Raw genomic sequence first — 25,268 nt, forward strand, 5'->3', positions numbered from 1 at the left:
CATCGCGTCGATGGCAAACTGGAGTTGAAGAATGACCGTTGATGTTTCGCCTCTTTATGCGTCCTTCCAGGTGAACGGGCTGACCCTGCCCAATCGTCTGGTCATGGCGCCGATGACCCGCGCCAAAAGCCCCGGTGGCATCCCGACCGATGAGGTCGCAGCCTATTATCGGCGGCGCGCGGAAGGCGGAACAGGTCTTCTGATCAGCGAGGGAACGGTCATCGACCGCCCCCTCTCGCGCAACAATGCCGACCTTCCCAGCATCCATGGCGATGGGCTGGCGGGCTGGCGGAAGGTGCTGGCAGAGGTGCATGACGCGGGCGGGCGGATGTGGAGCCAGCTGTGGCATGTCGGCGCCCTGCCGGACCCACGCGCGCCCGACTGGCCGAACAATTTCGAGGGGCCTTCCGGCCTGACCGCCCCAGACCAGCCGCTCGGCCACGCGATGACCGAGTCCGACATCGCCGATACGATCGCCTCTTTCGCGCGCGCCGCCGCGGATGCAAAGGCCGTCGGCTTCGATGGCATCGAACTGCATGCCGCGCATGGCTATCTGATCGACCAGTTCTTCTGGGCCGGCACCAACCGCCGGGACGATCGTTGGGGTGGCCCCACGCTGGCCGAACGCGCGCGCTTTGCCGTGGAGATCGTCCAGGCCGTCCGCTCGGCTATTCCTGCAGATATGCCGCTCGGCATGCGCGTCTCGCAGTACAAGATCCAGGATTATGACACGCTGCTGGTCTCCAGCCCGTCCGAGGTCACGGACTGGCTCGGGCCGCTCGCGGATGCAGGCGTCGATATCTTCCACTGTTCCCAGCGCAATTTTACCGCGCCAGCGTTTCCCGGCAGCGACCTCAATCTGGCAGGGTGGGCGAAGAAGGCGACAGGCAAGCCCAGCATCACGGTCGGGTCGATCGGGCTGGAAGAGAGTTTCTACGGGGACACTGCCGAGGCCGGCGCTCCCACTTTGCGGGAACTGGTCGAACGCCTCGAGCGCGATGAGTTCGACCTTGTGGCCATCGGCCGGGCGATCCTGAGCGAACCGCAAATTTCAGAAAAGGTCCGCGAAGGGCGGTTCGGCGAGATTGCCCCGTTTACCCGCGAGGCCATTCTTGAGTTGCGTTAAGTCAGCTCGCCGGGAGCGATCCGCCAAACCGTGGGCGGATCGCTTCGGGTGAGCCATTGCAAGGGGCTACTCGACGCCACTGATCGTCGCGGTCAACGCCCGAAGTTCGTTGATGAGGCGCTCCAGCCGTTCCGCTCCAAAACGCTCGGAATATTCCGCCATCACCCGCCTGACATCATAGGTCAGCGTCTTGACGAGTTCATGCCCGTCGGGCGTGAGAGCCACCAGAACGCGGCGCCGGTTGTCCGTCTCGCGCGCCACAAGATTGCGCGCCTCGAGCTCCTTCAGGATGCGAGTGACGCTGGGCTTGTGCAACTGACCAATTTCAGCGACCCGGCTCGCATCCGTGGGGCCGTGATCGTTAATGACCCGCATGACCCGACATTGCGGCTCGGTAATGTCATGCTCCCGCATCTTCGGCCGCATCGGCAGTATCACGGCTTCCTTGGCGCTCAACAGAACTGCTGAAAGCGTCTGCTCGTACTTCGGCAATTTAGGAGGCTTGCTCACATATTATCCCGGAATTGGTGAAGTTGGATGAAATTATCGAGAGCGACAAATATATCGTAACGTTCCAGCCAATGATAATGAGAACAATAGTACATGACCGGGGTGGCCGCCAGACCTCAAGGCCTGAGCATCAAACATCGTCGGCTGCTGAGCTGATGTCGAGAACCGCGCTGCTGCGCTAATGTTTGATATGCTGCATGACCGCGACCATGAGGAATGGCCCGACGCCCTTGGCATGACCAGACTCCGATTTAGGCGCATCGTTCGGCGGGAAGCCGGCATGAATTTCACGCAGCGTCGCCAACAGGCGCCTTCCGTTCCGCCTTCCAAGCTGGCGGCGGGCGAGCCTATCACGTCCGTGGCACTGGATCTGGGCGGTGACGCGCGCACAATTTCTCTACGACGTTCAAGCGCGTTCTAGGCGTGCCAGTCATCCCCTTGTCCAGAACAAGGCGTATGAACGCTGGTGCGCAGTTTCCACATGTGGCGCCCTCCCGCCGACCCACATACCCTGTTCAGTCCGCTCGTGGGACCCTAGGATATTGATATGAGTGGTACCAAATCCGGTCTTCAAATCCTTCTTTTCGAAACCGATACGCATTTCGCCGAGTGGCTGTCGCGTCAGGGACCCGATGCCAAGGGTGCATGGCTTCGGTTTGCGAAGCGGGGGTCGAGCCTTGTCACCTTAACCAAGGCAGAAGCGATCGACACCGCCATCTGCCACGGTTGGATCGACGGACAACTGGATAAGTATGACGAGCACAGTTGGCTGATCCGTTTCACGCCGCGCAAGCCTCGCAGCAAATGGTCTCAGGCAAATCGAACACGCGCACTTAGCCTCATCGCGGAGGGCCTCATGGCTGCGCGCGGGATAGAAGAAGTAGAAGCGGCGAGAGCCGACGGACGATGGGATGCCGCCTATGCCTCTTCCAGCAAGGCTGAAGTGCCGCCGGACCTGCAAGACGCTCTCAACGCGAACACGAAGGCTGCTGCCTTTTTCGCGACGCTCGCGGGCGCGAACCGATACGCCATCCTCTATAGAATCAGCACGGCTAAGCGGGCACAAACGCGTATGCGCAAAATCGCAGAATTCATCGCCATGCTGGAACGTGGTGAGACAATTTACGGATAGCTTGCCGGCTGCACACGGCAAGCTTTGGTGGGCAGAAATCGGACCGCAAAGGTCGGCTGTTGAACCGACCTCATGTAAAATACAGCACGCCGCTATGAACCGGGTGTCACGCTCGCCGCGCCAGGCGCCCTATTTCAGTAGCGCTTGCCTCGCTTTTCGAGAATGGACTTGGTCGTGGTGTGGGTATTGCGCGGCGTCGGCGCAGGCATCTGCTGGATGCGCCGCACGTTGAGGCCGTGGCCCATCGCGCTCGTCACCAACTCTCCGTCACGCATCACGAAGCGTCCGCGCACCAGCGTATGGATCGGGGCACCCTTGGTCTCGTAACCCTGGAAGGGCGTCGAGGAGCCCTTGGACTTGAGCAACGCGGAGTCGACCTTGACCGCCTTTTCCATGTCGACGACGACGATGTCTGCATCGGAGCCCGGCAGCAAGGCGCCTTTGCGCGGATAGAGGCCGAATGCCTTTGCTGGCGCCAGCGAGGTCATGCGGACATATTGCGTCAGCGTCATCCGGCCATTGGCGATCTGGGTGAGCATCAGCGGCATCTGCGTCTGCACGCCGGTAAAGCCGCAGTCAGCCCTCCAGATGTCGTCATTATGCTTTTCAGCATGGCTGTGCGGCGCATGGTCGGTGGCGATCATGTCGATCGTGCCGTCCGCAACGCCCTGCCAGAGCTGCTCTTGATGGACCTTCTCGCGCACCGGCGGATTGACGCGGATGAGTGACTTCTTCTCGGTATAAGCGCGCTCATCGAGCAGCAGATAATGGGGGCAGGTCTCGGCGGTGATGTCGACACCGCGGGCTTTCGCCTCGCGCAGCGGACGCAGTTCGTCGCCGGATGAGACGTGCAGGATGTGGATGCGCGCTCCGGTCCATTCCGCGAGAATGGCCGCTCGCGAGACCGCTTCCACCGCGACGACGGGCGGGCGGGCGTCGAGATGCGCCAGCGGGTCGCAGCAATCCTGCTCGCGCAGCTTCTTCGAGCGACGCGCCATGATCGAGGCATTCTCGGCGTGCAGCGCCACGCGATAGCCGTGCTTTGCGACGATCTCGAACCCTTCGAGGATCGCACCGCTCGGCGGGGATGGGAGGTTGCCGAAGGTGTTGCCCATGAAGCATTTGAAGCCGGCGACGCCGCCCTCGATCAGTGCCTCGAGCTGGTCGAGATTATCCTCGCCGAGCAGGCCGTAGATGCCGAAGTCGACATAGGCCTTCTTGGCCGATTCCAGCTTCATGTTGAGTGCTTCCACCGTGCCCGTCGGCGGATTGGTGTTTGGCATCTCGAACACGGTGGTGACGCCGCCCATCGCAGCGCTGGCCGTACCGGTTTCCCAGGTTTCCTTGTGCGTGTAGCCGGGATCGCGGAAATGCACATGCGCGTCGATGGCGCCGGGGAGAATGTGCTTGCCGGTCGCATCGACCACCTCGGCGGCCTCGGGCATCGCCTCCCGCGCTCCGATGGCCAGGATGAGGCCGTCCTTGATCGCGATCGAGGCGGGGAACATGGCGCTGTCGGTGACGATTGTGGCGCCGTTGATGACGATATCGGCTTTCATGGCGGGTTCCATGGTTATGAGAGGATCAGAGAGCGGCCCAGCCACCATCGACGGGCAGGTCGATGCCGGTGATCTGGCGCGAAACGTCGGAGGCGAGGAACAGGCAGGCATTGGCCACGTCCTGCGCGCTGCTGATGCGGCGCAGCGCATATTCGGCAGCGTGCTCGGCGATGATTTCCTCTTCGCTGCGCCCGGCTGCCTCGGCCATACCCGGCATCACCTTGGTGCGGAAGCGCGGACCATCAACCATGCCGGGCGCGACGATATTCACGTTGATATTGTAAGGCCCAGCCTCGATCGCCGTCGACTTGGTGATGCCGCGCAAACCCCATTTGGAGGCGGAATAGGCCATGCGGCCGGCGCGTCCATGCATGCCGAAGGTGCCGCCGACATTCACGATCTTGCCATAGCGCCGCGCGATCATGCCGGGCAGGACGGCCTTCATCATCAAAAAGCAGCCGCCCATGTTGAGCTTGATGATTTCATCGAAACCTTCCGGCGTGGTCTCCCAGGCGGTGTCGCCGACAGGCCCGGTGCCGCCAGCGACGTTAACCAGCACATCGACACGACCATGCGCCGTCTCGGCCTGGCTCACCGCGGCTTCGCAGTCGGAGGCACTGGTGACGTCACAGCGGATGACGGTAACGGAGGCCTTTGGCCCGATCTCTTCCTTCAGGGTCTCCAGCGCAGTCATATCACGGCCAAGGATGACGATCTTGGCGCCTTCACTAGAAAAGGCCTGTGAAATTGCAGGCCCCATACCTTTCCCGGCGCCTGTAATCATCACAACTTTACTATCGAGATCGAGATTCATTGCCCGCCCGTGACGTTATTGTTCGAAAATAGACCAGAATCAAAATTGATATTGACTTCTGATATTCGATTCGACTTTAAAGAGGTGCGTTTCGACCGAAGCCGACTTCAAAGACGATATTCGATACATCGGTGCATAAGGGATGTGCCGGTGACCAAGTGGTGCTAAACCAGGGGCATGGTGTAGCCGAAAATCGAACGGAGTCGCTGATGGCGCTACGCAACCAGAGGATCTGGCAGTATATCGATGAGGTCGCGCGCGTGGGTTCGGTCCGTCAGGCGGCCGAGCGGTTGAACGTGACGCCCTCCGCCCTGCTCCGCCGCATTCAGGATGTCGAGCATGACCTGAACGCCGTTATTTTCGAGCGACATACCTCTGGCGTCCGCCTCACTGCCGCCGGCGAAGTGCTGATCAGCTGGATACGGATGCAGACCTCCGAATTGCGGCGCGTCTACTCGCAGATCGAGGAGCTGGAAGGTCTGCAGCGGGGCGAGGTGCGCATTGCCTGCAGCCAGGCAGTCGCCCGCAGTTTCGTCCTGCGTCACATCGTCAGCTTTCGCGAAAAGCATCCCAATGTGAAGTTCAAGCTCTCCGTGACCGATCACAGCACGGCGGTGCGCGCGTTGATCGATTATGAAATGGATATCGTGCTGATCTTCCGTCCGCTTCGCTCGTCGGAGCTCCACCCGATCATGTCGATCGGTCAGGGTTTGGTCGCCGTCATGGCGGCGGACCATCCGCTCGCCCAGCATGAGGTGCTGCGTCTGCGGCAATGCGCAGAATATGACGTCGCCATGCCGGACATGGCCTTTGGCGGGCGCGAAATCGTCGAGAACCGGCTGCTCTCAAGCTCAGCCAAGCTCAATGTAGCGGTGGAAGCCAACAGCTTCGACTTTCTGGGCGAACTGGTTGCCGGCGGCGATCTCATCACCTTTCAAATCGACATTGGTGCCGATGTCTGGCGCCATGATCCCCGGTTCGCGGTGCGCCGGATCAGCGACATCGACCGGACCTACGGACCGCTGGTGCTAGGGCAGCTCAAGGGCCGCCCGTTGCCATTGGTCGCAGCGAAGTTCGCCGAACAGATGGCGCGCGATCTTCATGAGTGCCGGTCCCTGCCGACCCTGCCGGGGGCGGCGGAATGGTCCATGGATGAGGACGATGACGATGCCGCCCACGGGTTCACGCTCGACGCCTGACCAGCATGGCCGACTGGGCCGGTGCTAGAGGGCCTGGCCGTAGATCGCCTTCGCGCTCTCGCGGGAAATCATGCCTTCATCCAGGTCGGCACGGACGCTGTCCGGCCTGCGCTGGGCTGGGTCGCCCAGGCCCGCCCCGCCGGGGATCTGCAGCACCAGCCGCTCGCCGGCGGGTATCGCCTGCAGGCCCTTGGCGCGCATCATTTTGCCGCCGGAGGTCGACACCGTGCCCGCCGCGCCGTCATGCCCGCCATCGCGCCCCCTGGCCGGGCGGTCGACCCGTTCGAACATCGCCAGCACCTCAAAGCCGCTGCCATCGCGCATCCCGACTTCCACGGTTTGGCCGAGGCCGCCGCGCAACGCGCCTGCCCCGCCGCTATCGGTACGCAGTTCCTTGCGCCAGATGACGATGGGCGCACCGCTCTCGGTCACCTCGACCGGCATGGCGCGTACACCGCTCGGGAAGGCAGTGCCGGAAAGGCCATCCTGCCCGGGTCGCGCGCCAGAGCCGCCGGAATTGAAGAAGATCGCATCAAACGGATCGCCCTGTCGGCCATTGCCTTCCGCCGGCAGCCGACCGCGCAATTGCACGGACCACAAGCAGGACGAGCCCTCGGCCGGCACCCGCTCGGGGATGGCCTGCGAGAGGCAACCGAACACCACATCCGGCAGCATCTGCCCGATGACATGCCGCGCCGCGACCGGCCAGGGGCGCTGGACATTGAGGATGGAGCCTTCCGGTGCGGTGACCTCAAACGGTTCCAGCGCGCCGAAATTGTTCGGCACTTCCGGCGAGATCACGCAGCGCAGGCCGAAAACGGTGTAAGCGCGGCAATAATTGAGCACGACGTTGATGCCGCGCGGCAGGCAGCCGTCCGTGCCCTCATAATCCATCGAGAGGGTGTCGCCATCGATGGTGAGCGTCCCGACGATGGTCACCGGCGCATCATAGCCATCGATCACCAGCGTGCTGGACCACTGGCCATCCGGCAGCTTGGCGATTTCCGCGCGCGTCGCCGCCAGCGAGCGCTCGATGATGTAGTCCGCGACCTGTGAAAGATCCGCCATGCCGAATTCCCCGAGCATGGCGCTCAGGCGACGGGCGGCAGCCTCGTTGCTAGTGATGTAGGAGAGCACGTCGCCCTTCACCTGCAGCGGCATCCGCACATTCTGGCAGAGAATGTCGATGAGATCCTGGTTGATACGCCCCGCGTCGGCCAGCTTCATCAACGGAATCTGCAAGCCTTCCTCGTAGATCGAGCGGCCATCCGGCCCCTGACCGAGGCCGCCGATATCGACCTGATGGCAGCACACGCCGAACAGCCCGACGACCCGCCCCTCATGGAAAGCCGGGGAGACCACGGTGACGTCGTGGAGATGTCCCGCCGTCAGCCAGGGATCGTTGGTGATGAAATGGTCGCCCTGCTTCATCGTCGCGACCGGGAATTTGGCAAGGAAGTGCCGCACGCCTTCGGCCATGGAGTTCACATGCCCTGGCGTGCCCGTGACCGCTTCTGCCACCAGTCGTCCGTCCAGATCGAACAGCGCGGCGGAAAGATCGCCGGCATCGCGCACCGTGGTCGAGAAGGCTGTGCGCATCAGCGTCTGGGCCTGCTCTTCGACAATGGAGATCAGCCGCGTCCAGATCACCTGCATCCGCAGTTCGGTCAGCGCATCGCTCATCGGGCGTCTCCTGTCTCGCGGCGCGTCAGCACCAAATAGCCGCGCTCGTCCATCTGTCCGTCGAAACGGGGCGAGACCACGGTGGTCGTCTCACGCTCTGCGATCAGCGCCGGGCCGGAGAACCGCTCGCCGGGCTGCATCGTCTCGCGGGCGTAGAGGGCGAAATCCATCGCCTGACCGCTGGTGGGATCGACCACGCGCCGGCTGCCGACCGGCGTGGCGGTGCCGGTTGCGGCGGCCGTGCCGGATGCTCCCGCGCGGAAGCCGCTGGCGCTCACATTGACGCGCCAGGTCAGCATTTCGATGGGAAGGTCGAGCACCATGCCGCCATATTGCGCGCGATAAGCCTGCTCGAAGCCAGCTTGGAGGACGGCGATGTCCGCCTCGCCGAGCCGGCGGGCCGGAATCGCGAACGGGATCTCATAGCCCTGTCCCTGATAGCGGGCGAAGCAGACGCGGCGTTCGCTCTGGTCCGCTCCTGTCGCGCCGGCGCTGACGAGGCCGCGCGCTTCGGCGGCCATTTCGTCCAGCAGAGCATTGAGGCGGGTCAAATCGGCCTGATCGAGCCGCATGGTGAGGCTGCGGGCAATCTCATAGGAAACCGGCGCGCGCAAGAAGCCGACCGCCGATCCGACGCCGGCGCCCGACGGGATGATCACGCGCCCGATGCCGAGCTTTTCGGCAAAGCTCACCGCATGGAGCGGCGCAGCGCCGCCGAAGGCGATCAGCGTGCGCTCGTCCAGCGTCATGCCCTGCTCGACGGCGTGGACACGCGCTGCGCTCGCCATTGTCTCATCGACAATCTCGCTGACGCCCACTGCCAGCGTCTCCGCCTTGCCATCCCACAGACCGAGCCCGGCCAGCGCGGCGTTCGATTTTTCGGGGTGCAGCGTTACCTTGCCGCCGGCAAAGCGGCTGGGGTCGATGCGGCCGAGCGTGATATCCGCGTCGGTCACGGTCGGGCGCTCGCCGCCACGTCCATAAGCGGCCGGGCCGGGCTCCGATCCCGCGCTATGCGGCCCTACCGTCAGGCGCCCGGCGCTATCCACCGCGGCAATCGATCCACCGCCGGCACCGATCTCGACCATTTCCACCACGGGGATGCGCAACGGCAAGCCGCTTCCCTTGCGGAAGCGGTGGGCGCGACCGACCTCGAACACCTGCGATGTCTGCGGCGCACCATCGTTGATGAGGCAGATCTTGGCCGTCGTGCCGCCCACGTCGAGTGCCAGCACGCGGTCCTCACCGCATTCGCTGGCCACGGACGCGGCGAAGATTGCGCCGCCCGCCGGGCCGCTCTCCACCAGCCGCACGGGAAACCGCGCGGCGATATCCACGGTGGTCAGGCCGCCGGAAGACAGCATCAGGTAGAGCGGGCAAGCAAAGCCCATCTCCGTCAACCGCGTTTGCAGCCGGCGCAGATAGGCATCGACCAGCGGCTGCACATAGGCATTGGCCGTGGTGGTGGAGAAGCGCTCATATTCGCGCATCTCCGGCGAGACCTCGCTGGAGAGCGAGAGAGCCACACCCGGCATTTCATCGCGCAGAATTTCCGCCGCGCGCAGCTCGTGCGCCGGGTTCACATAGCTGTGCAGGAACGCGACGGCGACGCTCTCCACACCCTCGGCGCGGAACTGGGCAGCGGCAGCGCGCACGGCCTCTTCATCAAGCGGCAGCAACACGTTGCCGAGCGCGTCCATCCGCTCCGCCACGCCGAGCCGCCACTTGCGCGGCACCAGCGGATCGGGCTTCTCCATGCCGATATCATATTGGTCGAAGCGGCTTTCAGTGCCGAGCGCCAGCACGTCGCGGAACCCGTCGGTGGTCAGCAGCGCAAGTTTGACACCGCGTCGTTCGATCAGGGCGTTGGTCGCCAGCGTCGTGCCGTGAACGACCAGCGAGACGTCCGCCGGCCCGATGCCGGCCTCCTCCAGCAGCAGGCTCACCCCGTCGAGGAGAGCGCGCTCGGGCGCGTCATAGGTGGTCAGCAGCTTGGTCGAATGGCGACGATCGCCAACCTCCAGAACGACATCGGTGAAGGTTCCGCCGATATCGGCACCGATCTTCGCGCCGATCCCCGCAGCGGCGGGGGAGGCAGCCTCAGTTATAGACGTCATGGGGGTTCTTGGAGAGCTGGCTGTAGAAACGGGCGAGATGATCGGCAACGCGCACCGGCTGGTAGCTGGGGCCGTCTGCGCCAACGAGTTCCGGCAGCGGCGCTACCGTCACATTGCGGTCGGGATTGGCGAAATAGGGCACAGAAAAGCGCTCCACATCCGTGCGATTGCGCACGCGGTGATAGTTGGAGATGAAGCGGCCGTTCGACCACCACATCATCATGTCGCCCACATTGATCGTGAACGCGCCACGCAGCGGCGGCGCCTGAATCCATGCGCCGTCGCGCCGCTTGACCTCAAGGCCGCCGACCTCGCCCTGCGCCAGGATCGTGAACGGCCCTTCGTCGGTGTGCGAAATCATGTTGGACACGTCGCTGTCCGCCGCGTTCGGCAACACCGGATAATAGTTCATGCTCAACTGCGAGGGTGGATGCTTGAACCAGCCATCGAACCGATGCTCGTCCAGACCCAGACCGATCGCAAAGGCACGCAGCAACTCGCGGCCAAGGGTCACCATGGCATCGAGATAGGCCTCACCCGCCGCCTGGAACTCCGGCATGTCAGCGGGCCAGCGATTGATTTGATCGAAGATGCGCGCATGCTCCATGTCGTCCGGATCGGCCGGCCACTCATGCTGCATCCGATATTGCTCGAACATGCGGGTGTTGCGAGAGAGCGGCTGTTGCGGGGGCATGGGAATGTAACCGCGATACCAGTCCGGTGTGGCGAATGCCTCAGCCCGCTCCGCCATGGGCTTAGCGAAGAAATCCGCAGCAGCTTTGAACACGGCGTCGATCACCGCCTGCGGCACCCCATGGCCAGTCAGATAGAAGAAGCCGATATTCTCGCAGGCAAAGGCGATTTCTTCAGCGACAGCCTTGCGAGCGGCCGGGTCGCCGGACAGGAAAGGCGCGAAATCCACGATGGGAATCTCGTCCAGCGACACGGCAGCTGCTGCTGCAATATCGTCCTCGCTTCTTTCGCTACGGCTCATATCTGAACACTCCAATGGCTGTCCGTGACTCGTTTAGGACAACGCGGATGGGGCTAGCGGTGCTTTTTAGGTACGGGCCTGTCGCCGAATGATCAACTTCCCGCGCGGCCGATTTGCGGTAGGCATGTAAAAGAAGTCCCCCTGCGGATGATGCCACGAATGACTAACATGAAGAATGCCCCCGATCTGACCGGAAAGACCGCGCTGGTGACCGGCGGCACGCGTGGCCTCGGCCTTGGCCTGGCACGGGCGCTGGGGCGGCAAGGTGCAAAGCTGGTTCTGGTCGGCCGCGATCCTGACACCGGCGCGAAGGCCGTCGCCGCGCTCGCCGCGGAAGGCATCGATGCACAGGCCGTCGGGGCAGATGTCTCCGACGGAGCCGGTTTGCGCGATGCCGTCGCACCACTTGGCGCCATCGATCTTCTGGTCTGCGTGGCCGGTGTGGGCGTGCCGCGCCGTCCCGTGTGGGAGGCGACACCGGAAGACTATCGCGCCTGCTTCGATATCAATGTGCTGGGCGTGATGAATGCCATGGCTGCAGTGATGCCCAGCATGGTGGAACGGGGCGAGGGCCGCGTGGTCACCATTGGCGGGACCTATGGCCATAAGGGCAACGCCGGCTTTGCCATATATTCGGCGTCCAAATGGGCTCTGCGCGGCCTCGTCAAATCCGCCGCGCTCGATGCCGCGCCTTATGGCGTGCGGGTCAACCTCATCTCTCCGGGCGGCGTGGAGGGCGAGCGCCTGTCGCGCATGTTCCGTGAATCCGCGCAGCGCAATGGCGAGCCGGAGGACGCGCCGCTCAAGCGCTTCCTCGCCACCACGGTGCTGGGCCGTCTCGTCACCGAGGAAGATGTCGCAGCGGCGCTCTTCCATCTTGTCGGGCCGGCAGGCAACATGATCACCGGGCAGGACATCGTCGTGGATGCCGGCACCGTCATCTAAAGGGGAAAGCAAGAGCATGGCCGATCTCAAGGGCTTCCATCGCGATACGCAGGCACTGCACGCCGGGCGCAATCCGGAAGCCAATTTTGGCGTCGTCAATCCGCCGGTCTACCACTGCTCCACGGTCCTGTTCGAATCCGTGGATGCGCTGCTGGAAACGCGGCGGGACCGGGCTTCGGGCGCGTTCGAGGGCTTCACCTACGGACGCGAAGGCACCGCGACCACACGCGCCTTCGAGGATGCGATCACCCTGCTGGAAGGTGGCTATCGCGGCATCACGACGAGTTGCGGCCTCGGCGCGATCTGTGCTTCGCTCACGGCCTTCCTCTCCGCTGGAGATCATCTGCTGATCGTGGACAGCCTCTACGGCCCGGCACGCGATTTCTGCGAAAGCTTTCTGCGCAAGTTCGGGGTCGAGGTGACCTATTACCGTCCCGACGTCGGCGCCGGCATCGTCGATCTCTTCCAGCCGAACACCCGCGTCGTCTATATGGAAAGTCCCGGCTCGCTCACTTTCGAGATGACGGATGTGCCGGCCATCACTGCGGAGTGCCGCGCGCGGGGCATTTGGACGATCTTCGACAATACCTGGGGGTCGCCGGTTAATTTCCGCCCCCTCGAACATGGCGTGGACGTGTCGATCAATGCCGCGACCAAATATATTTCCGGCCATTCCGATCTGATGCTCGGCATCGCCGTGACGACCGAAGCGGCCTTCATTCCGGTCAAGAGAACGGCCTCGGCCTCGGGCTATTGCGGCGGGCCGGACGATATCTACATGGCGATGCGCGGCCTGCGTACCCTGCCACTGCGGATGAAGCAGCATCACGCCTCCGGTCTTGCCATCGCGCAATGGCTGCAGGCTCGGCCGGAGGTTCACCGGGTGATGCATCCCGCGCTCCCGGATGATCCGGGTCATGCGATCTGGAAGCGCGACTATGACGGCGCTTCGGGCCTGTTCGGCTTTGTTCTGGAAGCATGTAGCGAGGCACAGTTCGCGGCTTTCATGGACCATATGGATCTCTTCAAGCTGGGCTATTCCTGGGGCGGCTATGAGAGCCTCGTCGTGCCGACCTATCCCAACACGCTGCGCTCGGCGACCGAGTGGTCCGCGCCTGGCCCGGCCGTGCGCATCCATGTCGGGCTAGAGGCGGTCGACGATCTCATCGCCGATCTCGAGAGCGGCTTCGCCCGGCTTCATGCCGCAGCCTGATTTTGATGGAACACCCCATGACCCTGATCGACATTACCGCCGGCCCGTTCAGCTTCGTCGCCAAGCTGGAAGAAGAGCTGGCGCCCGTGACCGCCGCGCGCTTCAAGGCAATGCTGCCTTATGACGAAAGGCTGATTCACGTCCGCTGGAGCGGTGAGGGCGTGTGGATTCCGCTTGGCGATGCCACATACGATCTGCCCTGGGAGAACCCCACGCGCTATCCGGCGCCGGGCCAGTTCATCTTCTACCCCGGCGGCTACAGCGAATGCGAGATCCTGCTCGCTTATGGTGGCGTGGCCTTTGCCAGCAAGCTGGGGCCGCTGGCGGGCATCCATTTCCTCACGATCATCGAAGGACTGGAGCATCTGCCCGAACTCGGCCGCACCGTCTTGTGGGAAGGCGCCCAATCCGTCAGCTTCCGGGTGAGGGGCTGATCGCATGGCGCCGCGCATCGAAAAGCTCCTGATCGACGGCCAGTGGACGGAAGCGAGCGGCGGCGAGACGTTCGAGACGATCAACCCCGCCGACGGCAGCCTGCTGGCTCATATCGCGCGCGCTACGGCGCAGGATGTCGACCGCGCTGTCGCCGCTGCGCGCGCGGCGTTCGAGCAGGGGCCATGGTCGCGCTTCTCTCCCGCCGACCGACAGGCGTTATTGATGCGCCTCGCCGACCTGCTTGAGCGCGACGCCGAGCATTTCGCGCGGCTCGACACGCTGGAAATGGGGTCTCCCATCCGTCACACGCGCGGATCGGTAGCGATGCTCGTCGATCTGCTGCGCTATTTCGCCGGCATTGCCCGTTCGATCGAAGGTACGACCAACGCCCCCTCCGATCCCGGCTTGTTCGCCTGTACCGTCAAGGAGCCGGTCGGGGTTTGCGGCGCGATCATCCCCTGGAACGGCCCACTCTGGGCTTCCGTGCTCAAGCTTGGTCCAGTGCTCGCGAGTGGCTGCACGCTGGTTCTCAAGCCGGCCGAAGATGCCAGCCTCGCGCCGCTGCGCCTTGCCGAACTGGCGCTGGAAGCCGGCGTGCCGGATGGTGTGTTCAATGTGGTCACCGGCTTCGGCACGGAAGCCGGCGCCGCCCTCGCCACGCATCCCGGCGTAGACAAGATCGCCTTCACCGGATCGGTGGAGACCGGCCAGCAGATCATCCGCGCCTCTGCCGGCAATCTCAAGCGCCTGTCGCTGGAGCTGGGCGGCAAGTCGCCCAATATCGTCTTTGCCGATGCCAATCTCGAAGCCGCAGCGCGGGCCGCAGTCGGTGCCGCCTTTGCCAATTCCGGTCAGGTGTGCAGCGCCGGCACAAGGCTGTTCGTCGAGCGCCCGGTGCATCGCGCGTTCGCCGCCGAGGTCGCGCGCATCGCGGCCGATCTCAAGATCGGCGATGGCCTCGATCCGCAGACCGATCTCGGCCCGCTCGTGTCGGCGCGGCAGCTAAGCCGGGTTTCTGCGCATATGGAGGATGCGCTGGCCGAGGGCGCGCAAGCCCTGTCCGGCGGCGCGCGACTCTCCGGCGCGGATTATGATCAGGGCTTTTTCTTCCCACCCACGGTGCTGGTCGATGCGCATGACGAGATGCGCGCGGTGCGGGAGGAGATTTTCGGCCCCATCCTTGCCACGCTCCCCTTCGATAGCGAGGATGAGGTCATCGCCCGCGCCAATGCCACGCAATTCGGCCTTGGCGCGGGCGTGTGGACGAGCAGCGTCGGCCGTGCGCATCGCCTGTCGCGCGCGCTCAAAGCCGGCTCGGTGTGGGTGAACTGCTATAACCGCATCGATCCTGCCGTGCCCTCCGGGGGCGTCAAGGCCAGCGGGCAGGGCCGGGAATATGGCCGCCAGCATGTCGAGGAGCATTTCCAGCTCAAGTCCGTCTGGATCGATACGGCAGTCTGACGGTGCTGCAGGCCGTCCCCTCCTACCTTCGTAGCCATGGGACGCTTTCGCTGCGCTTCGAGCAACGCGCCGGCAAGACGGTGTTGCGCCGCCGGCAGGAGGGCGGCTGCTTGCGTGTGCGCGTGCCGCGCGGCCCGGCAGTCGAGGCGGTGGTCATTAACACATCCGGCGGCCTGTGCGGCGGAGACAGCATCGACCAGCGCGTGGCGTGGGCCGAGGATACCGCATCGCTGCTGACCACGCAGGCCGCCGAGAAGGTCTATGGCAGCACCGGCCCCGCCTGCACCGTTGCCACGCGCCTTCATGTCGGTCCCCGCGCCAGGGCAGAGTGGCTGCCGCAGGAAACCATCCTGTTCGATGGCGCCCGGCTGGAGCGCGACACCCAGATCGTACTGGAGGAGGATTCAGCCCTGCTCTGGTGCGAATCCGTCGTGTTCGGGCGTGTTGCGCGGGGCGAGCAGTGCTCGACGGGCCAGCTGATCGATCGCGTTCGGGTCCGCCGCAGCGGTAAACTCCTCTACGCCGATGTGCTGGCGCTGGGCGAGGCACCGGCCTTGCAACTCGATTGCGCAGCGCTGGGCGACGGCGCCCGTGCCAGCGCGGTGCTTCTGGCCATTGGCGGCGATGCGGTCACCCGCCTCAATGCGGTGCGCGCCATGCTGGAGGACCATTCCGATGTGCTGGCCGGCGCAAGTCTGTGGAACGGCATCCTCGCCGTCCGACTGCTCGCTCGGGATCCCCCAGCGCTGCGTCGCTGTCTGACGGCATCGCTCAAATTGCTGCGGGGCCGGCCCGATCTGCCCGGTCTGTGGAGGTGCTGAGATGCAATTGACACCTAGAGAAAAGGACAAACTGCTGCTCTCCGTCGCTGCCATGGTGGCGCGGCGGCGGCTGGAGCGCGGGGTGAAGCTCAATTATCCCGAGGCCATCGCCCTGATCAGCGACTTCGTGCTGGAGGGCGCGCGCGACGGGCGCAGCGTCGCCGATCTCATGGAAGCCGGCGCGCATGTGCTCACCCGCGAGCAGGTGATGCCGGGCATCGCCGAGATGATCCCCGATGTGCAGATCGAGGCGACCTTTCCCGATGGCACGAAACTGGTGACAGTCCATGACCCGATCCGCTGATGCGCCCGTACCGGCCCGGATCGCCCCCGGCGAGCTTCTCCCGGCCGAGGGCGACATTGTGCTCAACGGGGGCCGCCCCGTGCTGCGCCTGACCGTGGCCAACACTGGCGACCGCCCCGTGCAGGTCGGCAGCCATTATCATTTCGCCGAGACCAATCCGGCGCTCGATTTCGACCGTGCTGCCGCGCGCGGGCACCGGCTGGATATTCCGTCCGGCACAGCCGTGCGCTTCGAGCCGGGGCAGAGCCGCGAGGTCGAGCTGGTGCCGGTGGCCGGCGCGCGCACCGTCATCGGCTTTCGGCAGGATGTGATGGGAGCACTGGACTGATGGCATATCGCATGACCCGCGCGGCCTATGCCGACATGTATGGCCCCACCACCGGCGACCGCCTGCGCCTCGCCGATACCGATCTCATCATCCGCATCGAGCGTGACCTCACCGACTATGGCGAGGAGGTAAAGTTCGGCGGCGGCAAGGTTATCCGCGATGGCATGGGCCAGAGCCAGGTCACCCGCGCTTCCGGGGCGGCCGATACAGTCATCACCAATGCCGTGGTGCTGGACTGGACCGGCATCTACAAGGCGGACATTGCGCTGCGCGATGGGCGCATCGCCGCCATAGGCAAGGCCGGCAATCCGGACATCCAGCCGGGCGTCGATATCGTCATCGGCCCTGGCACGGAGATCATTGCAGGTGAGGGCAAGATCCTCACCGCTGGCGGCGTCGATGCCCATATTCACTTCATCTGCCCGCAGCAGGTGGAGGAGGCTATCGCCAGCGGCGTCACCACCATGATCGGCGGCGGCACCGGCCCGGCGACCGGCACAAACGCCACCACCTGCACCCCCGGCCCCTGGCATATCGAGCGGATGCTGATGGCCGCCGAGGGCTTGCCGGTGAACCTCGGCTTTGCCGGCAAGGGCAATGCCAGCCAGCCCGATGGCCTCATTGAGCAGATCCGCGCCGGCGCCTGCGCACTGAAGCTGCATGAGGACTGGGGCACCACGCCTGCGGCCATCGACTGCTGCCTGAGCGTCGCGGATGCGATGGACATTCAGGTGATGATTCACACCGACACGCTTAACGAGAGCGGATTCGTGGAGGATACGATCGCCGCCTTCGCCGGGCGCACGATCCACGCCTTCCACACCGAGGGTGCAGGCGGCGGCCACGCCCCGGACATTATCCGCCTCGCCGGGTTGGCGCATGTGATCCCGTCGTCAACGAACCCGACCATGCCCTTCACCGTCAACACCATCGACGAGCATCTCGACATGCTGATGGTGTGCCATCATCTCGATCCGTCGATCCCGGAGGATCTCGCCTTTGCCGAGAGCCGGATTCGCAAGGAGACGATTGCGGCCGAGGACATCCTGCACGACCTCGGCGCGCTTTCGATCATCTCGTCGGACAGTCAGGCAATGGGCCGCGTGGGCGAGGTCATTACCCGCACCTGGCAGACCGCGCACAAGATGAAACGCCAGCGCGGTCCGCTTACCGGCGACGATGCGCAGGCGGACAACGCACGGGCGAAGCGCTATGTCGCCAAATACACAATCAACCCCGCGCTGGCGCAGGGCCTCGCGCATGAGGTCGGCTCGGTCGAGGTCGGCAAGCTGGCCGATCTGGTGCTGTGGCATCCGGCGTTCTTCGGCGCCAAACCGGAGCTGGTGATCAAGGGCGGCATGATCGTCCATGCGATGATGGGCGATGCCAATGCGTCGATCCCGACGCCGCAGCCGGTTCATGCCCGGCCGATGTTCGGCAGCTACGGCCGCGCCATGGCCGCAAGCTGCATCACCTTCGTGAGCGCCGCCGCACTGGACACCGATCCTGCCGCACGCCTCGGTCTCTCGCGGACGCTCAGCGCGGTGCGCGCCACCCGCAGCATCGGCAAGCGCGACATGAAGCTCAACGACGCGCTGCCGCATATCGAGGTCAATCCCGAGACCTATGAGGTACGGGCGGATGGCGAATTGCTGGCCTGCGAGCCGGCGTACGAGTTGCCCCTCGCCCAACGCTACTTCCTCTATTGAAAGGGCCGGAACGCAATATGCTCCGTATCACCGCCATCCAGCCCGGCCACAGCCATGACGCCACCGACACGGTGCTGCTCGATCATGACCAGCGCCGCCGCCGCCGCATCGTCTATCGTACGCAGGCTGGCCGCGCGATCCTGCTCGATCAGCCCAATGTCGTCCATCTACGCCATGGCGATGGGCTGCTGCTGGACGATGGCACGCTTGTCGCCGTCAAGGCACTGCCCGAGCGACTCACCGCCATCACCGCGCCGGACCTCCCCGCGCTGGTGCGCATCGCCTGGCATCTGGGCAACCGCCATCTGCCGACCCAGCTCGATGGCGAACGGCTGCTGATCCGGGAGGATCATGTCATCGCCCATATGGCCGAGGGGCTGGGCGGCACGTGCCAGGCGGTCGAAGCCGCGTTCGATCCCGAAGGTGGCGCCTATGAGGGTGCGCCCGGCCATGCTCTCGCCCACGATCACGGTCGCGATCATCACAGTCACGGGGATCACCACCACGACCATCACCATCATCACAGCCATGGATGACGGCGCGCTCTTCGATCTGCTGAGCTGGATGTCGCCCGCCTGGCCCGTCGGCGCCTTCGCCCATTCGGGCGGCATCGAGTGGGCGGTTGAGGCGGGGCATGTCATCAGCCGCGACACCACCGTCGCGTGGATCGGCGACTTGCTGGAGTATGGCCCGCTGTTCAACGAGGCGGTGTTTTTCCTCCACGCCCTTCGCGCCGCGCAGGCCAGCGATGCAGCGCGGCTGACCGAGGTGGCCGAACTGGCGGTTGCCGCCCAGAGCGGCTTCGAGCGCCATCTGGAAACCACGGCGCAAGGTGCGGCCTTTCGCCGCATCGCGCTTCAGTCGACGCAGCCTTCCGCCTTTGCATCGCTGATCGCCCATGTGCCGGATGGCGCGCTCGCCTATCCGGTAGCGGCGGGCTGTCTGTTCGGCTGCCAGGGCATATCGGAGAGGCATGGTCTTGTGGCCTATCTCCATGGCTGCGTCGCCAATCTCGTTTCCGCCGCCCAGCGGCTCGTGCCGCTCGGTCAGACTGATGGCCAGCAGGCGTTGCTGGCCTTGCGCGGACCGGTCCGCGCAATGGCCGCGGAGGTGATCGCTCTGCCCGACGGCGATCCCTTCCTCGCCCTGCGCGGCTGCACGCTCGTCGCCGAGATCGGCTGCATGGCGCATGAAACCCAATATACGAGGCTGTTCAGGACATGACGACAATGGATCAGGCTGGGATGGAACAGAATGGCGCCATGCAGGCGCAGACAACCGGCGCCCTGCGCGTCGGCATTGGCGGGCCGGTTGGCTCGGGCAAGACGGCGCTGATGGACGCGCTCTGCAAATCGCTGCGCGAGCGCTATCGGATCGCCGCCATCACCAACGACATCTACACGCGCGAGGATGCCGAGTTCCTCACCCGCGCCGGCTCGCTGGAGCCTGAACGCATTCTTGGCGTCGAGACCGGGGGCTGCCCGCATACCGCGATCCGCGAGGATGCGTCGATGAATCTGGCGGCGGTGGACACGCTGGAAAAGCGCTTCCCGGGCCTGCAACTGGTGCTGATCGAGAGCGGCGGGGACAATCTCGCCGCCACCTTCAGCCCCGAGCTGGCGGACTTGACGATCTACGTCATCGACGTGTCGGCGGGCGACAAGATCCCGCGCAAGGGCGGACCGGGCATCACCCGCTCGGACCTGCTCGTCATCAACAAGATCGATCTCGCGCCCCATGTCGGTGCCAGCCTTGAGGTGATGGACCGAGATGCGCGCAAGATGCGCGGACAGCGCCCGTTCGTCTTCGCTAATGTGCGGGCGGGCCAGGGCGTCGCGGAGATCGAGGCATTCATCATCGAACATGGAGGGCTGAACGGATGATCAGACATTGCAAAACGGCGCTCGTCGCCATGATCGCGCTGATGCTGCCGGCGGCGGCACAGGCACATCCCGGCCATGAGGTCGCCAGTCCGCTGGTCTCGGGCCTGCTGCATCCCCTCACCGGCGCCGATCACCTCGTCGCGATGGTCATGGTCGGACTGTGGGGCGGCATGTTGGCGGGCCGCGCGAAATGGGCCGCACCTGCCGCCTTCGTGGGCGCGATGGTGATCGGCTTTGGCTATGCGCTGCTCGGCCAACCATCCGGTCTTGCCGAAGGCGGCATTCTGCTCTCCATCCTCCTGCTTGGTCTGGCGCTGGCCCTTCGACTGAAGGCCTCATGGGCTGTCGCGGCGGCAGTGACGGGTGCTTTCGGCTTTGTGCACGGCATGGCGCATGGTCTTGAGGCTCCCGCTGGTGACGTCGCCACATTCGCGTTCGGCTTTATCGCGGCGACAGCCGCGCTGCACGCGCTGGGCGTCGTGATCGGAAGCCGCGTTCCCGTACAGGCCTTGCGGGCGATGGGTGCGGTGGGCGCCGGTTTCGCGGTGTTCCTGCTCGCGGCCTGATCGCGCTCAGGCGATCAGAGCCACTTCGGCACGTCGGGCTTTTCGAAGGCGATGAGGGCGTCGATCAGCGCGTCTGGATCGCCTTCGACGACGATGCCGTTGCGATGCTCAGGCGGGAGGAATTTCTGCCCGATCATCGTGTCGATAAAGGTCATGAACGGCTCGTGGAAGCCGCCGACATTGTAGAGGCCGACCGGCTTGTCGATCTCGCCAAGCTGGTTGAGCGTCCAGGCCTCCATGAACTCCTCCAGCGTGCCGATGCCGCCCGGCAGGGCGATACAGGCATCAGCGACGCTGAGCATCCGCTCCTTGCGCACCCGCATCGATTCCACAATCTCGTGCAAGGAGAGACTGGGGTGCAGGTGCCCCCGATCGAACAGCCGCTGGTTGATCACGCCGTGGACATGGCCGCCGCCCGCCAGCGCGGCATCGGCCAGGATGCCCATCAACCCTTTGTGCGTGCCGCCATAGACGATCCCGATGCCCCGCCGCGCCAGCGCTGCGCCCAGATCGGCCGCCGCGCGTTCATAGGTGTCACCAAGGCCCGGATTGGATCCGCAGAAGACGGCAACGGTACGGATGTCGCGCTTTGGCTGGCTCATTGATGTGCTCGCATGTTCGAATGGTCGATGCGCGAGCCTATGTTTCGAAATCCGTCACGGCAAGCGCTGATGGGTTCTGATTCCAGCAACGCAGCGGGCGCCAGTCGGCAACACGCGCGCGCGAGCGGTTGAGGCAAAACGGACGTGATCAGGGCACCAGCACCGCACAGACGACCCACGGGAAGCCAAGCATGACACCAGCACAAAATGATCTCATCACCCTGAGCGGCAAGGGTACGCCGCTCGGCGCACTCCTGCGCCGCTACTGGCAGCCCATCGCATTGCTGGAGGAGCTGGAAGGGCCGCGGCCCGCCAAGGCCGTAAAGGTGCTGGGGCAGGACATGGTGCTGTTCCGCGACGAGCAGGGCCGCCTCGGCCTGCTCGATCGCGATTGCCCGCATCGCGGCGCCGATCTCGCCTTCGGGCGGCTGGAAGATGGCGGCCTGCGCTGCCTGTTCCATGGCTGGCTGTTCGATGTCGATGGCAATTGCATCCAGACCCCCGGCGAGCCGGCCGGCTCCAGCCTGTGCAGCCGCGTCAAGCAGCGCAGCTACCCGGTGGTCGAGCGTGCCGGTATGATCTTCGGCTTTATGGGCGAGGGCGATGCGCCAGCCTTCCCCGGCCTGGATTGCTTCGCCGCGCCGGACAGCCATGTCTTTGCCTTCAAAGGCTATCTGGATTGCAACTGGCTGCAGGCGCTGGAGGTCGGCGTCGACCCGGCTCATGCAAGCTTCCTCCACCGTTTCTTCGAGGATGAGGAGGCGGACGCTTATGGCAAGCAGTTCCGCGGCCGCTCGGCGGATAGTGACCTCACCATGATCCAGGTGCTGCGCGAGTTCGAGAATCCGGACATCACGATTACCAAGACGGATATCGGCTTCCGCCTCACCGCCTTGCGCTCGCTGCCCGAGGGCAAGACGCATGTGCGCATCACCAACCTGTTCTTTCCGCAGGCCTTCGTCATCCCGCTTTCGGAGACGATGACGATCACCCAGTGGCATGTGCCGATCGATGATCACAGTTGCTACTGGTACGCCGCCTTCACCAGCTTCACCGATGCGGTGAACAAGGAAGAGATGCGCCGGCAGCGGCTCACGCTTTATGAGCTGCCGGACTACAAGCCCCGCCTCAATCGCCAGAACGACTATGGCTATGACGTGGTGGAGCAGCGCAGCCGCACCTATACGGGCATGGGCGAGGACATCAACGTGCACGACCAGTGGGCGGTGGAGTCCATGGGCCGCATCCAGGATCGCACCCGCGAGCATCTCGGCACCACGGACAAGGGCATCGTCGCCTATCGCACCATGCTCATCCGCGAGATCGGCAAGCTGCAGAAGGGCGAGCGCCCACTGCTCGATCTGACAGCGGAGGAAGCGCAGCAGGTGCGTGATCCGGGCACCGTGGATGGCGTCGCGCCCGCCGGTGCGGACCTTGAGGCCTACTGGCGCGAGGTGGACCGCCGCCGTCGCGATGCCGCACCCTGGGCCTCCCAGCCGGCGCCTGTTTCCGCGGAATGAGCGACTTCATCGCCACCCATGGCCTGTGGAGCAACGAAGCCCGTCGCCAGGCCGCCGATGTCCTTAAGCGCATCGAGGCCGACGGGATCAACACCGTCCGCCTCGTCTTTGCGGATATGCACGGGATCACGCGCGGCAAGACACTGCTGGCCGGCTCCCTCGCGGGCGCCTTCGAGGATGGCTGCGCGATCACCTCGACGCTGCTGCTCAAGGATACATCGCACCGCACAGTGGTGCCGGTTTTCGCGGCCGGCGCCGGGATTGGCGATGCCGATCTGCAGGGCGGCGGCGATGTCATCATGGTGCCCGATCCGGCCACCTTCCGCGTTCTGCCCTGGGCACCCGGCACCGGCTGGATGCTGTGCGACCTCTATCATCATGATGGTCGCCCGGTCGTCGCCTCCACCCGCCGGCTCGCCCGCGCGGCGGTGGACCGGCTGGCGGCGCGCGGCTTTGAGTATGTGAGCGGGCTCGAAGTGGAGTTCTACCTCACCCGGCTGGAAGACGCGGCGCTTGGCCTGGGTGATGCCGGCCAGCCCGGCCGCCCCCCCCAGGTCTCATTGCTCCACCAGGGCTATGCGTATCTCACCGAGCAGCGTTACGATCAGGTCGAGCCAATCGTCGAGATCCTGCGCGAAAACTGCCTCGCGCTCGGCCTGCCGCTGCATTCACTGGAAGTGGAGTTCGGCCCCAGCCAATGCGAGTTCGTCTTCAAGGCGGGCACCGGCATTGGCCCGGCGGACGACATGATTCTTTTCCGCAGCGCCGCCAAGCAGATCGCCCGGCGCCATGGCTATCATGTCAGCTTCATGTGTCGCCCCCAATTGCCCGAGGCGATGGCGAGCGGCTGGCATCTCCACCAGTCCTTGCGCAATATCCGCACCGGCGAGAACGCCTTCGCGCCCTCCGACGGGTCGGATGGCCTTTCCGGCGTTGGCCAGCAATTCCTCGCCGGGCTGCTCGCCGGCGCAGCTGGGGCCGCGCCCTTCTCCACCCCCACCATCAATGGCTACAAGCGCTACCGGCCCAACAGCCTTGCCCCCGATCGCGTGGCCTGGGCGGAGGACAATCGCGGCGCCATGCTGCGCGTGCTCGCCAGAGGTGCGGCCAAGCTGCGCCGTATCGAGAACCGCGTGGGCGAGCCGGCCGCCAATCCCTATCTCTACCTCGCCTCTCAGATGGTCACCGGCCTTGCCGGAATCGAGGGCGGCATGGATCTGCCCCCGCCGGTGGACTCCCCCTATGCTGCGCAGGTCGAAAAACTCCCCCAGACGCTCGACGCCGCGCTCGACCGGCTGGACACAGACCCCCTCCTGCGCGCCGCCTTCGGCAATGATTTCGTCGACCACTTCCTCCTCATCAAACGCACCGAAGTCGCCCGCTACAACCAGACCGTGACGGACTGGGAACAGCGCGAGTATTTCGATTTGTTTTGAGGGGGACCTGGGGTCTCGACTGGTGTCCCGCTGTTCGAGCAATATATATTTATCAAACCTGTCAGGACCAGCTGAAAGCGACTCCACAGCGAAGTCAGCTTCGGGCAGGATAAAGCCATGGGGTTGGTGTGGGAATATCTCGGCCAAGTGCTGAGCTTCGCTTTACGTCGTTCGACCATTCGCACGGACGTTATGCAAATTCTAGCAGCTTCCGTGCTGCCAGGACTCGGCGTTGTTGCGGGCATCGAAATGCCTGAAACAACTGGGCAGATCGCATTGGCATACATCGGCCTTGCGACTGTAGCCCTCATCATTCTGCGCCTAATTAGCGCTCCATATTTCATCTGGAAGGAGCAAGTATCAACTGTAGCTGCATTGCAGCTCGAGCTGTCAAAGCCTGAACGTTTGATATTCGAAAAATTAGCGAGGCACAGGGCTAAGGCTCGCATAAAGTTGGCCGCCCAAATTGAAGATTTTCAGACAATGTCATTTTTTGAAGTCCCGGAGCCACAGCCGATGCCACCGCAAATCGGTCATAAGATGGCTAAAATACGTAGACTTCAAGCGCAGGCAGGCCTCTCAAAGGCTTTTGACACCGTGCGGCGCTATCTTCTGATAGCTGTGATGAAGGAATGCCGCCTTCCAAATGAAAACAATAAAGTACCGATATCTTGGGACTTGATGTTGTTGTCACAGTCTTACCTTACCGGTCAGATTACAACCGAAGAACTTACCCTCAGATTGAATCAAGACATCGACTTAGAAAAACTGCGGCAACCGTCGTGAAGCAACTGCTACGTCCATTGGGCAATCTTTGCCGTGTTCGAACCGGTAAGATTTTATGGGGCGTCAGTCTGTTCAACCGCGTTCACCCACGCAACTTCTGCCTCCCCCCCAAAAAAAGTGAACAC

Annotated in this window: 25 protein-coding genes; 18 read left to right on the forward strand and 7 right to left on the reverse strand. The window is 64.2% G+C overall.

The features are described from left to right. The first annotated feature begins 31 nt into the window (after positions 1-31). On the forward strand, positions 32-1,126 hold the full coding sequence (locus M2334_RS15935; protein WP_264595301.1) for an NADH:flavin oxidoreductase: 1,095 nt from the start codon (positions 32-34) through the stop codon (positions 1,124-1,126). 66 nt (positions 1,127-1,192) lie between these two features. Here the strand turns inward: M2334_RS15935 and M2334_RS15940 are convergent, their stop codons facing one another. Further along, positions 1,193-1,582, reverse strand: coding sequence for a MarR family winged helix-turn-helix transcriptional regulator (locus tag M2334_RS15940; protein ID WP_264574225.1), 390 nt, complete (start codon positions 1,580-1,582; stop codon positions 1,193-1,195). A 601-nt stretch (positions 1,583-2,183) separates the two neighbouring features. On the opposite strand from M2334_RS15940, the gene M2334_RS15945 reads away from it, so the two are divergent. Continuing rightward, positions 2,184-2,768, forward strand: coding sequence for a YdeI/OmpD-associated family protein (locus M2334_RS15945; protein WP_264605935.1), 585 nt, complete (start codon positions 2,184-2,186; stop codon positions 2,766-2,768). 134 nt (positions 2,769-2,902) lie between these two features. Here the strand turns inward: M2334_RS15945 and allB are convergent, their stop codons facing one another. Both allB and M2334_RS15955 read right to left on the reverse strand, forming a co-directional pair. Continuing rightward, on the reverse strand, positions 2,903-4,327 hold the full coding sequence (gene allB / locus M2334_RS15950) for an allantoinase AllB (protein ID WP_264605936.1): 1,425 nt from the start codon (positions 4,325-4,327) through the stop codon (positions 2,903-2,905). Positions 4,328-4,352: 25 nt separating this feature from the next. Then, positions 4,353-5,141 (reverse strand): SDR family NAD(P)-dependent oxidoreductase, encoded by a 789-nt coding sequence (locus tag M2334_RS15955; protein WP_264571423.1) that lies wholly within the window; start codon positions 5,139-5,141, stop codon positions 4,353-4,355. Between the two features lie 209 nt (positions 5,142-5,350). Between M2334_RS15955 and M2334_RS15960 the strand changes: the two genes are divergently transcribed. Then, positions 5,351-6,340 (forward strand): LysR family transcriptional regulator, encoded by a 990-nt coding sequence (locus tag M2334_RS15960; protein ID WP_181560790.1) that lies wholly within the window; start codon positions 5,351-5,353, stop codon positions 6,338-6,340. Positions 6,341-6,364: 24 nt separating this feature from the next. On the opposite strand, the gene M2334_RS15965 is transcribed toward M2334_RS15960, so the two are convergent. From M2334_RS15965 to M2334_RS15975, 3 genes are read right to left on the reverse strand one after another with little or no spacing between them, the layout of a single operon-like run. Beyond that, complete coding sequence (locus M2334_RS15965) at positions 6,365-8,023, reverse strand: hydantoinase B/oxoprolinase family protein (protein WP_264605937.1); 1,659 nt, start codon at positions 8,021-8,023, stop codon at positions 6,365-6,367. Further along, complete coding sequence (locus tag M2334_RS15970; RefSeq protein ID WP_264605938.1) at positions 8,020-10,140, reverse strand: hydantoinase/oxoprolinase family protein; 2,121 nt, start codon at positions 10,138-10,140, stop codon at positions 8,020-8,022. The genes M2334_RS15965 and M2334_RS15970 overlap by 4 nt, the downstream gene beginning before the upstream one ends. Beyond that, a complete protein-coding gene (locus tag M2334_RS15975; RefSeq protein WP_264574219.1) occupies positions 10,124-11,134 on the reverse strand; it encodes an isopenicillin N synthase family dioxygenase in 1,011 nt (336 codons plus the stop codon). The genes M2334_RS15970 and M2334_RS15975 overlap by 17 nt, the downstream gene beginning before the upstream one ends. A 159-nt stretch (positions 11,135-11,293) precedes the next feature. Here M2334_RS15975 and M2334_RS15980 point away from each other — a divergent pair, with 159 nt between their 5' ends. The 12 genes from M2334_RS15980 to M2334_RS16035 are packed head-to-tail and all read left to right on the forward strand — an operon-like array spanning position 11,294 to position 20,799. Further along, on the forward strand, positions 11,294-12,079 hold the full coding sequence (locus M2334_RS15980) for an SDR family NAD(P)-dependent oxidoreductase (protein ID WP_264605939.1): 786 nt from the start codon (positions 11,294-11,296) through the stop codon (positions 12,077-12,079). A gap of 16 nt (positions 12,080-12,095) precedes the next feature. Beyond that, positions 12,096-13,292, forward strand: coding sequence for a cystathionine beta-lyase (metC, locus tag M2334_RS15985; RefSeq protein WP_264605940.1), 1,197 nt, complete (start codon positions 12,096-12,098; stop codon positions 13,290-13,292). A gap of 17 nt (positions 13,293-13,309) precedes the next feature. Continuing rightward, the gene (locus M2334_RS15990; protein ID WP_264574216.1) at positions 13,310-13,726 is read left to right on the forward strand and encodes a DUF3830 family protein; all 417 of its coding nucleotides are present in this window, start codon (positions 13,310-13,312) and stop codon (positions 13,724-13,726) included. Between the two features lie 4 nt (positions 13,727-13,730). Continuing rightward, positions 13,731-15,188, forward strand: a complete 1,458-nt coding sequence (locus tag M2334_RS15995; RefSeq protein WP_264571429.1) for an aldehyde dehydrogenase family protein — start codon at positions 13,731-13,733, stop codon at positions 15,186-15,188. Between the two features lie 2 nt (positions 15,189-15,190). Next, a complete protein-coding gene (locus M2334_RS16000) occupies positions 15,191-16,009 on the forward strand; it encodes an urease accessory protein UreD (RefSeq protein WP_264605941.1) in 819 nt (272 codons plus the stop codon). A 1-nt stretch (position 16,010) separates the two neighbouring features. Continuing rightward, positions 16,011-16,313 carry an urease subunit gamma gene (locus M2334_RS16005; protein ID WP_181560798.1) on the forward strand — a complete coding sequence of 101 codons (303 nt, stop codon included), beginning with the start codon at positions 16,011-16,013 and terminating at the stop codon, positions 16,311-16,313. Further along, positions 16,297-16,641, forward strand: a complete 345-nt coding sequence (locus tag M2334_RS16010) for an urease subunit beta (RefSeq protein WP_264605942.1) — start codon at positions 16,297-16,299, stop codon at positions 16,639-16,641. Before M2334_RS16005 ends, M2334_RS16010 begins: the two co-directional genes overlap by 17 nt. After that, complete coding sequence (gene ureC, locus M2334_RS16015; RefSeq protein ID WP_264605943.1) at positions 16,641-18,350, forward strand: urease subunit alpha; 1,710 nt, start codon at positions 16,641-16,643, stop codon at positions 18,348-18,350. The genes M2334_RS16010 and ureC overlap by 1 nt, the downstream gene beginning before the upstream one ends. 17 nt (positions 18,351-18,367) lie before the next feature. Continuing rightward, complete coding sequence (locus tag M2334_RS16020) at positions 18,368-18,886, forward strand: urease accessory protein UreE (protein WP_264605944.1); 519 nt, start codon at positions 18,368-18,370, stop codon at positions 18,884-18,886. Next, positions 18,783-19,574, forward strand: coding sequence for an urease accessory protein UreF (locus M2334_RS16025; protein ID WP_264605945.1), 792 nt, complete (start codon positions 18,783-18,785; stop codon positions 19,572-19,574). Before M2334_RS16020 ends, M2334_RS16025 begins: the two co-directional genes overlap by 104 nt. A gap of 5 nt (positions 19,575-19,579) precedes the next feature. Beyond that, a complete protein-coding gene (gene ureG / locus M2334_RS16030) occupies positions 19,580-20,233 on the forward strand; it encodes an urease accessory protein UreG (RefSeq protein ID WP_264605946.1) in 654 nt (217 codons plus the stop codon). Then, on the forward strand, positions 20,230-20,799 hold the full coding sequence (locus M2334_RS16035) for a HupE/UreJ family protein (RefSeq protein ID WP_264605947.1): 570 nt from the start codon (positions 20,230-20,232) through the stop codon (positions 20,797-20,799). The genes ureG and M2334_RS16035 overlap by 4 nt, the downstream gene beginning before the upstream one ends. Positions 20,800-20,813: 14 nt before the next feature. Here M2334_RS16035 and M2334_RS16040 read toward each other — a convergent pair whose 3' ends face one another. Further along, positions 20,814-21,401 (reverse strand): TIGR00730 family Rossman fold protein, encoded by a 588-nt coding sequence (locus tag M2334_RS16040; protein WP_264605948.1) that lies wholly within the window; start codon positions 21,399-21,401, stop codon positions 20,814-20,816. 191 nt (positions 21,402-21,592) lie between these two features. Here M2334_RS16040 and M2334_RS16045 point away from each other — a divergent pair, with 191 nt between their 5' ends. From M2334_RS16045 to M2334_RS16055, 3 genes are all read left to right on the forward strand, one after another. Further along, the gene (locus tag M2334_RS16045) at positions 21,593-22,921 is read left to right on the forward strand and encodes an aromatic ring-hydroxylating dioxygenase subunit alpha (RefSeq protein ID WP_264605949.1); all 1,329 of its coding nucleotides are present in this window, start codon (positions 21,593-21,595) and stop codon (positions 22,919-22,921) included. Beyond that, positions 22,918-24,357 (forward strand): glutamine synthetase family protein, encoded by a 1,440-nt coding sequence (locus M2334_RS16050; protein ID WP_264605950.1) that lies wholly within the window; start codon positions 22,918-22,920, stop codon positions 24,355-24,357. Before M2334_RS16045 ends, M2334_RS16050 begins: the two co-directional genes overlap by 4 nt. A 117-nt stretch (positions 24,358-24,474) precedes the next feature. Continuing rightward, positions 24,475-25,143 carry a hypothetical protein gene (locus M2334_RS16055; protein WP_264605951.1) on the forward strand — a complete coding sequence of 223 codons (669 nt, stop codon included), beginning with the start codon at positions 24,475-24,477 and terminating at the stop codon, positions 25,141-25,143. Positions 25,144-25,268 lie beyond the last annotated feature (125 nt).

The organism is Sphingobium sp. B11D3D, assembly GCF_025961755.1.
In the GTDB taxonomy this organism is placed as follows: domain Bacteria; phylum Pseudomonadota; class Alphaproteobacteria; order Sphingomonadales; family Sphingomonadaceae; genus Sphingobium.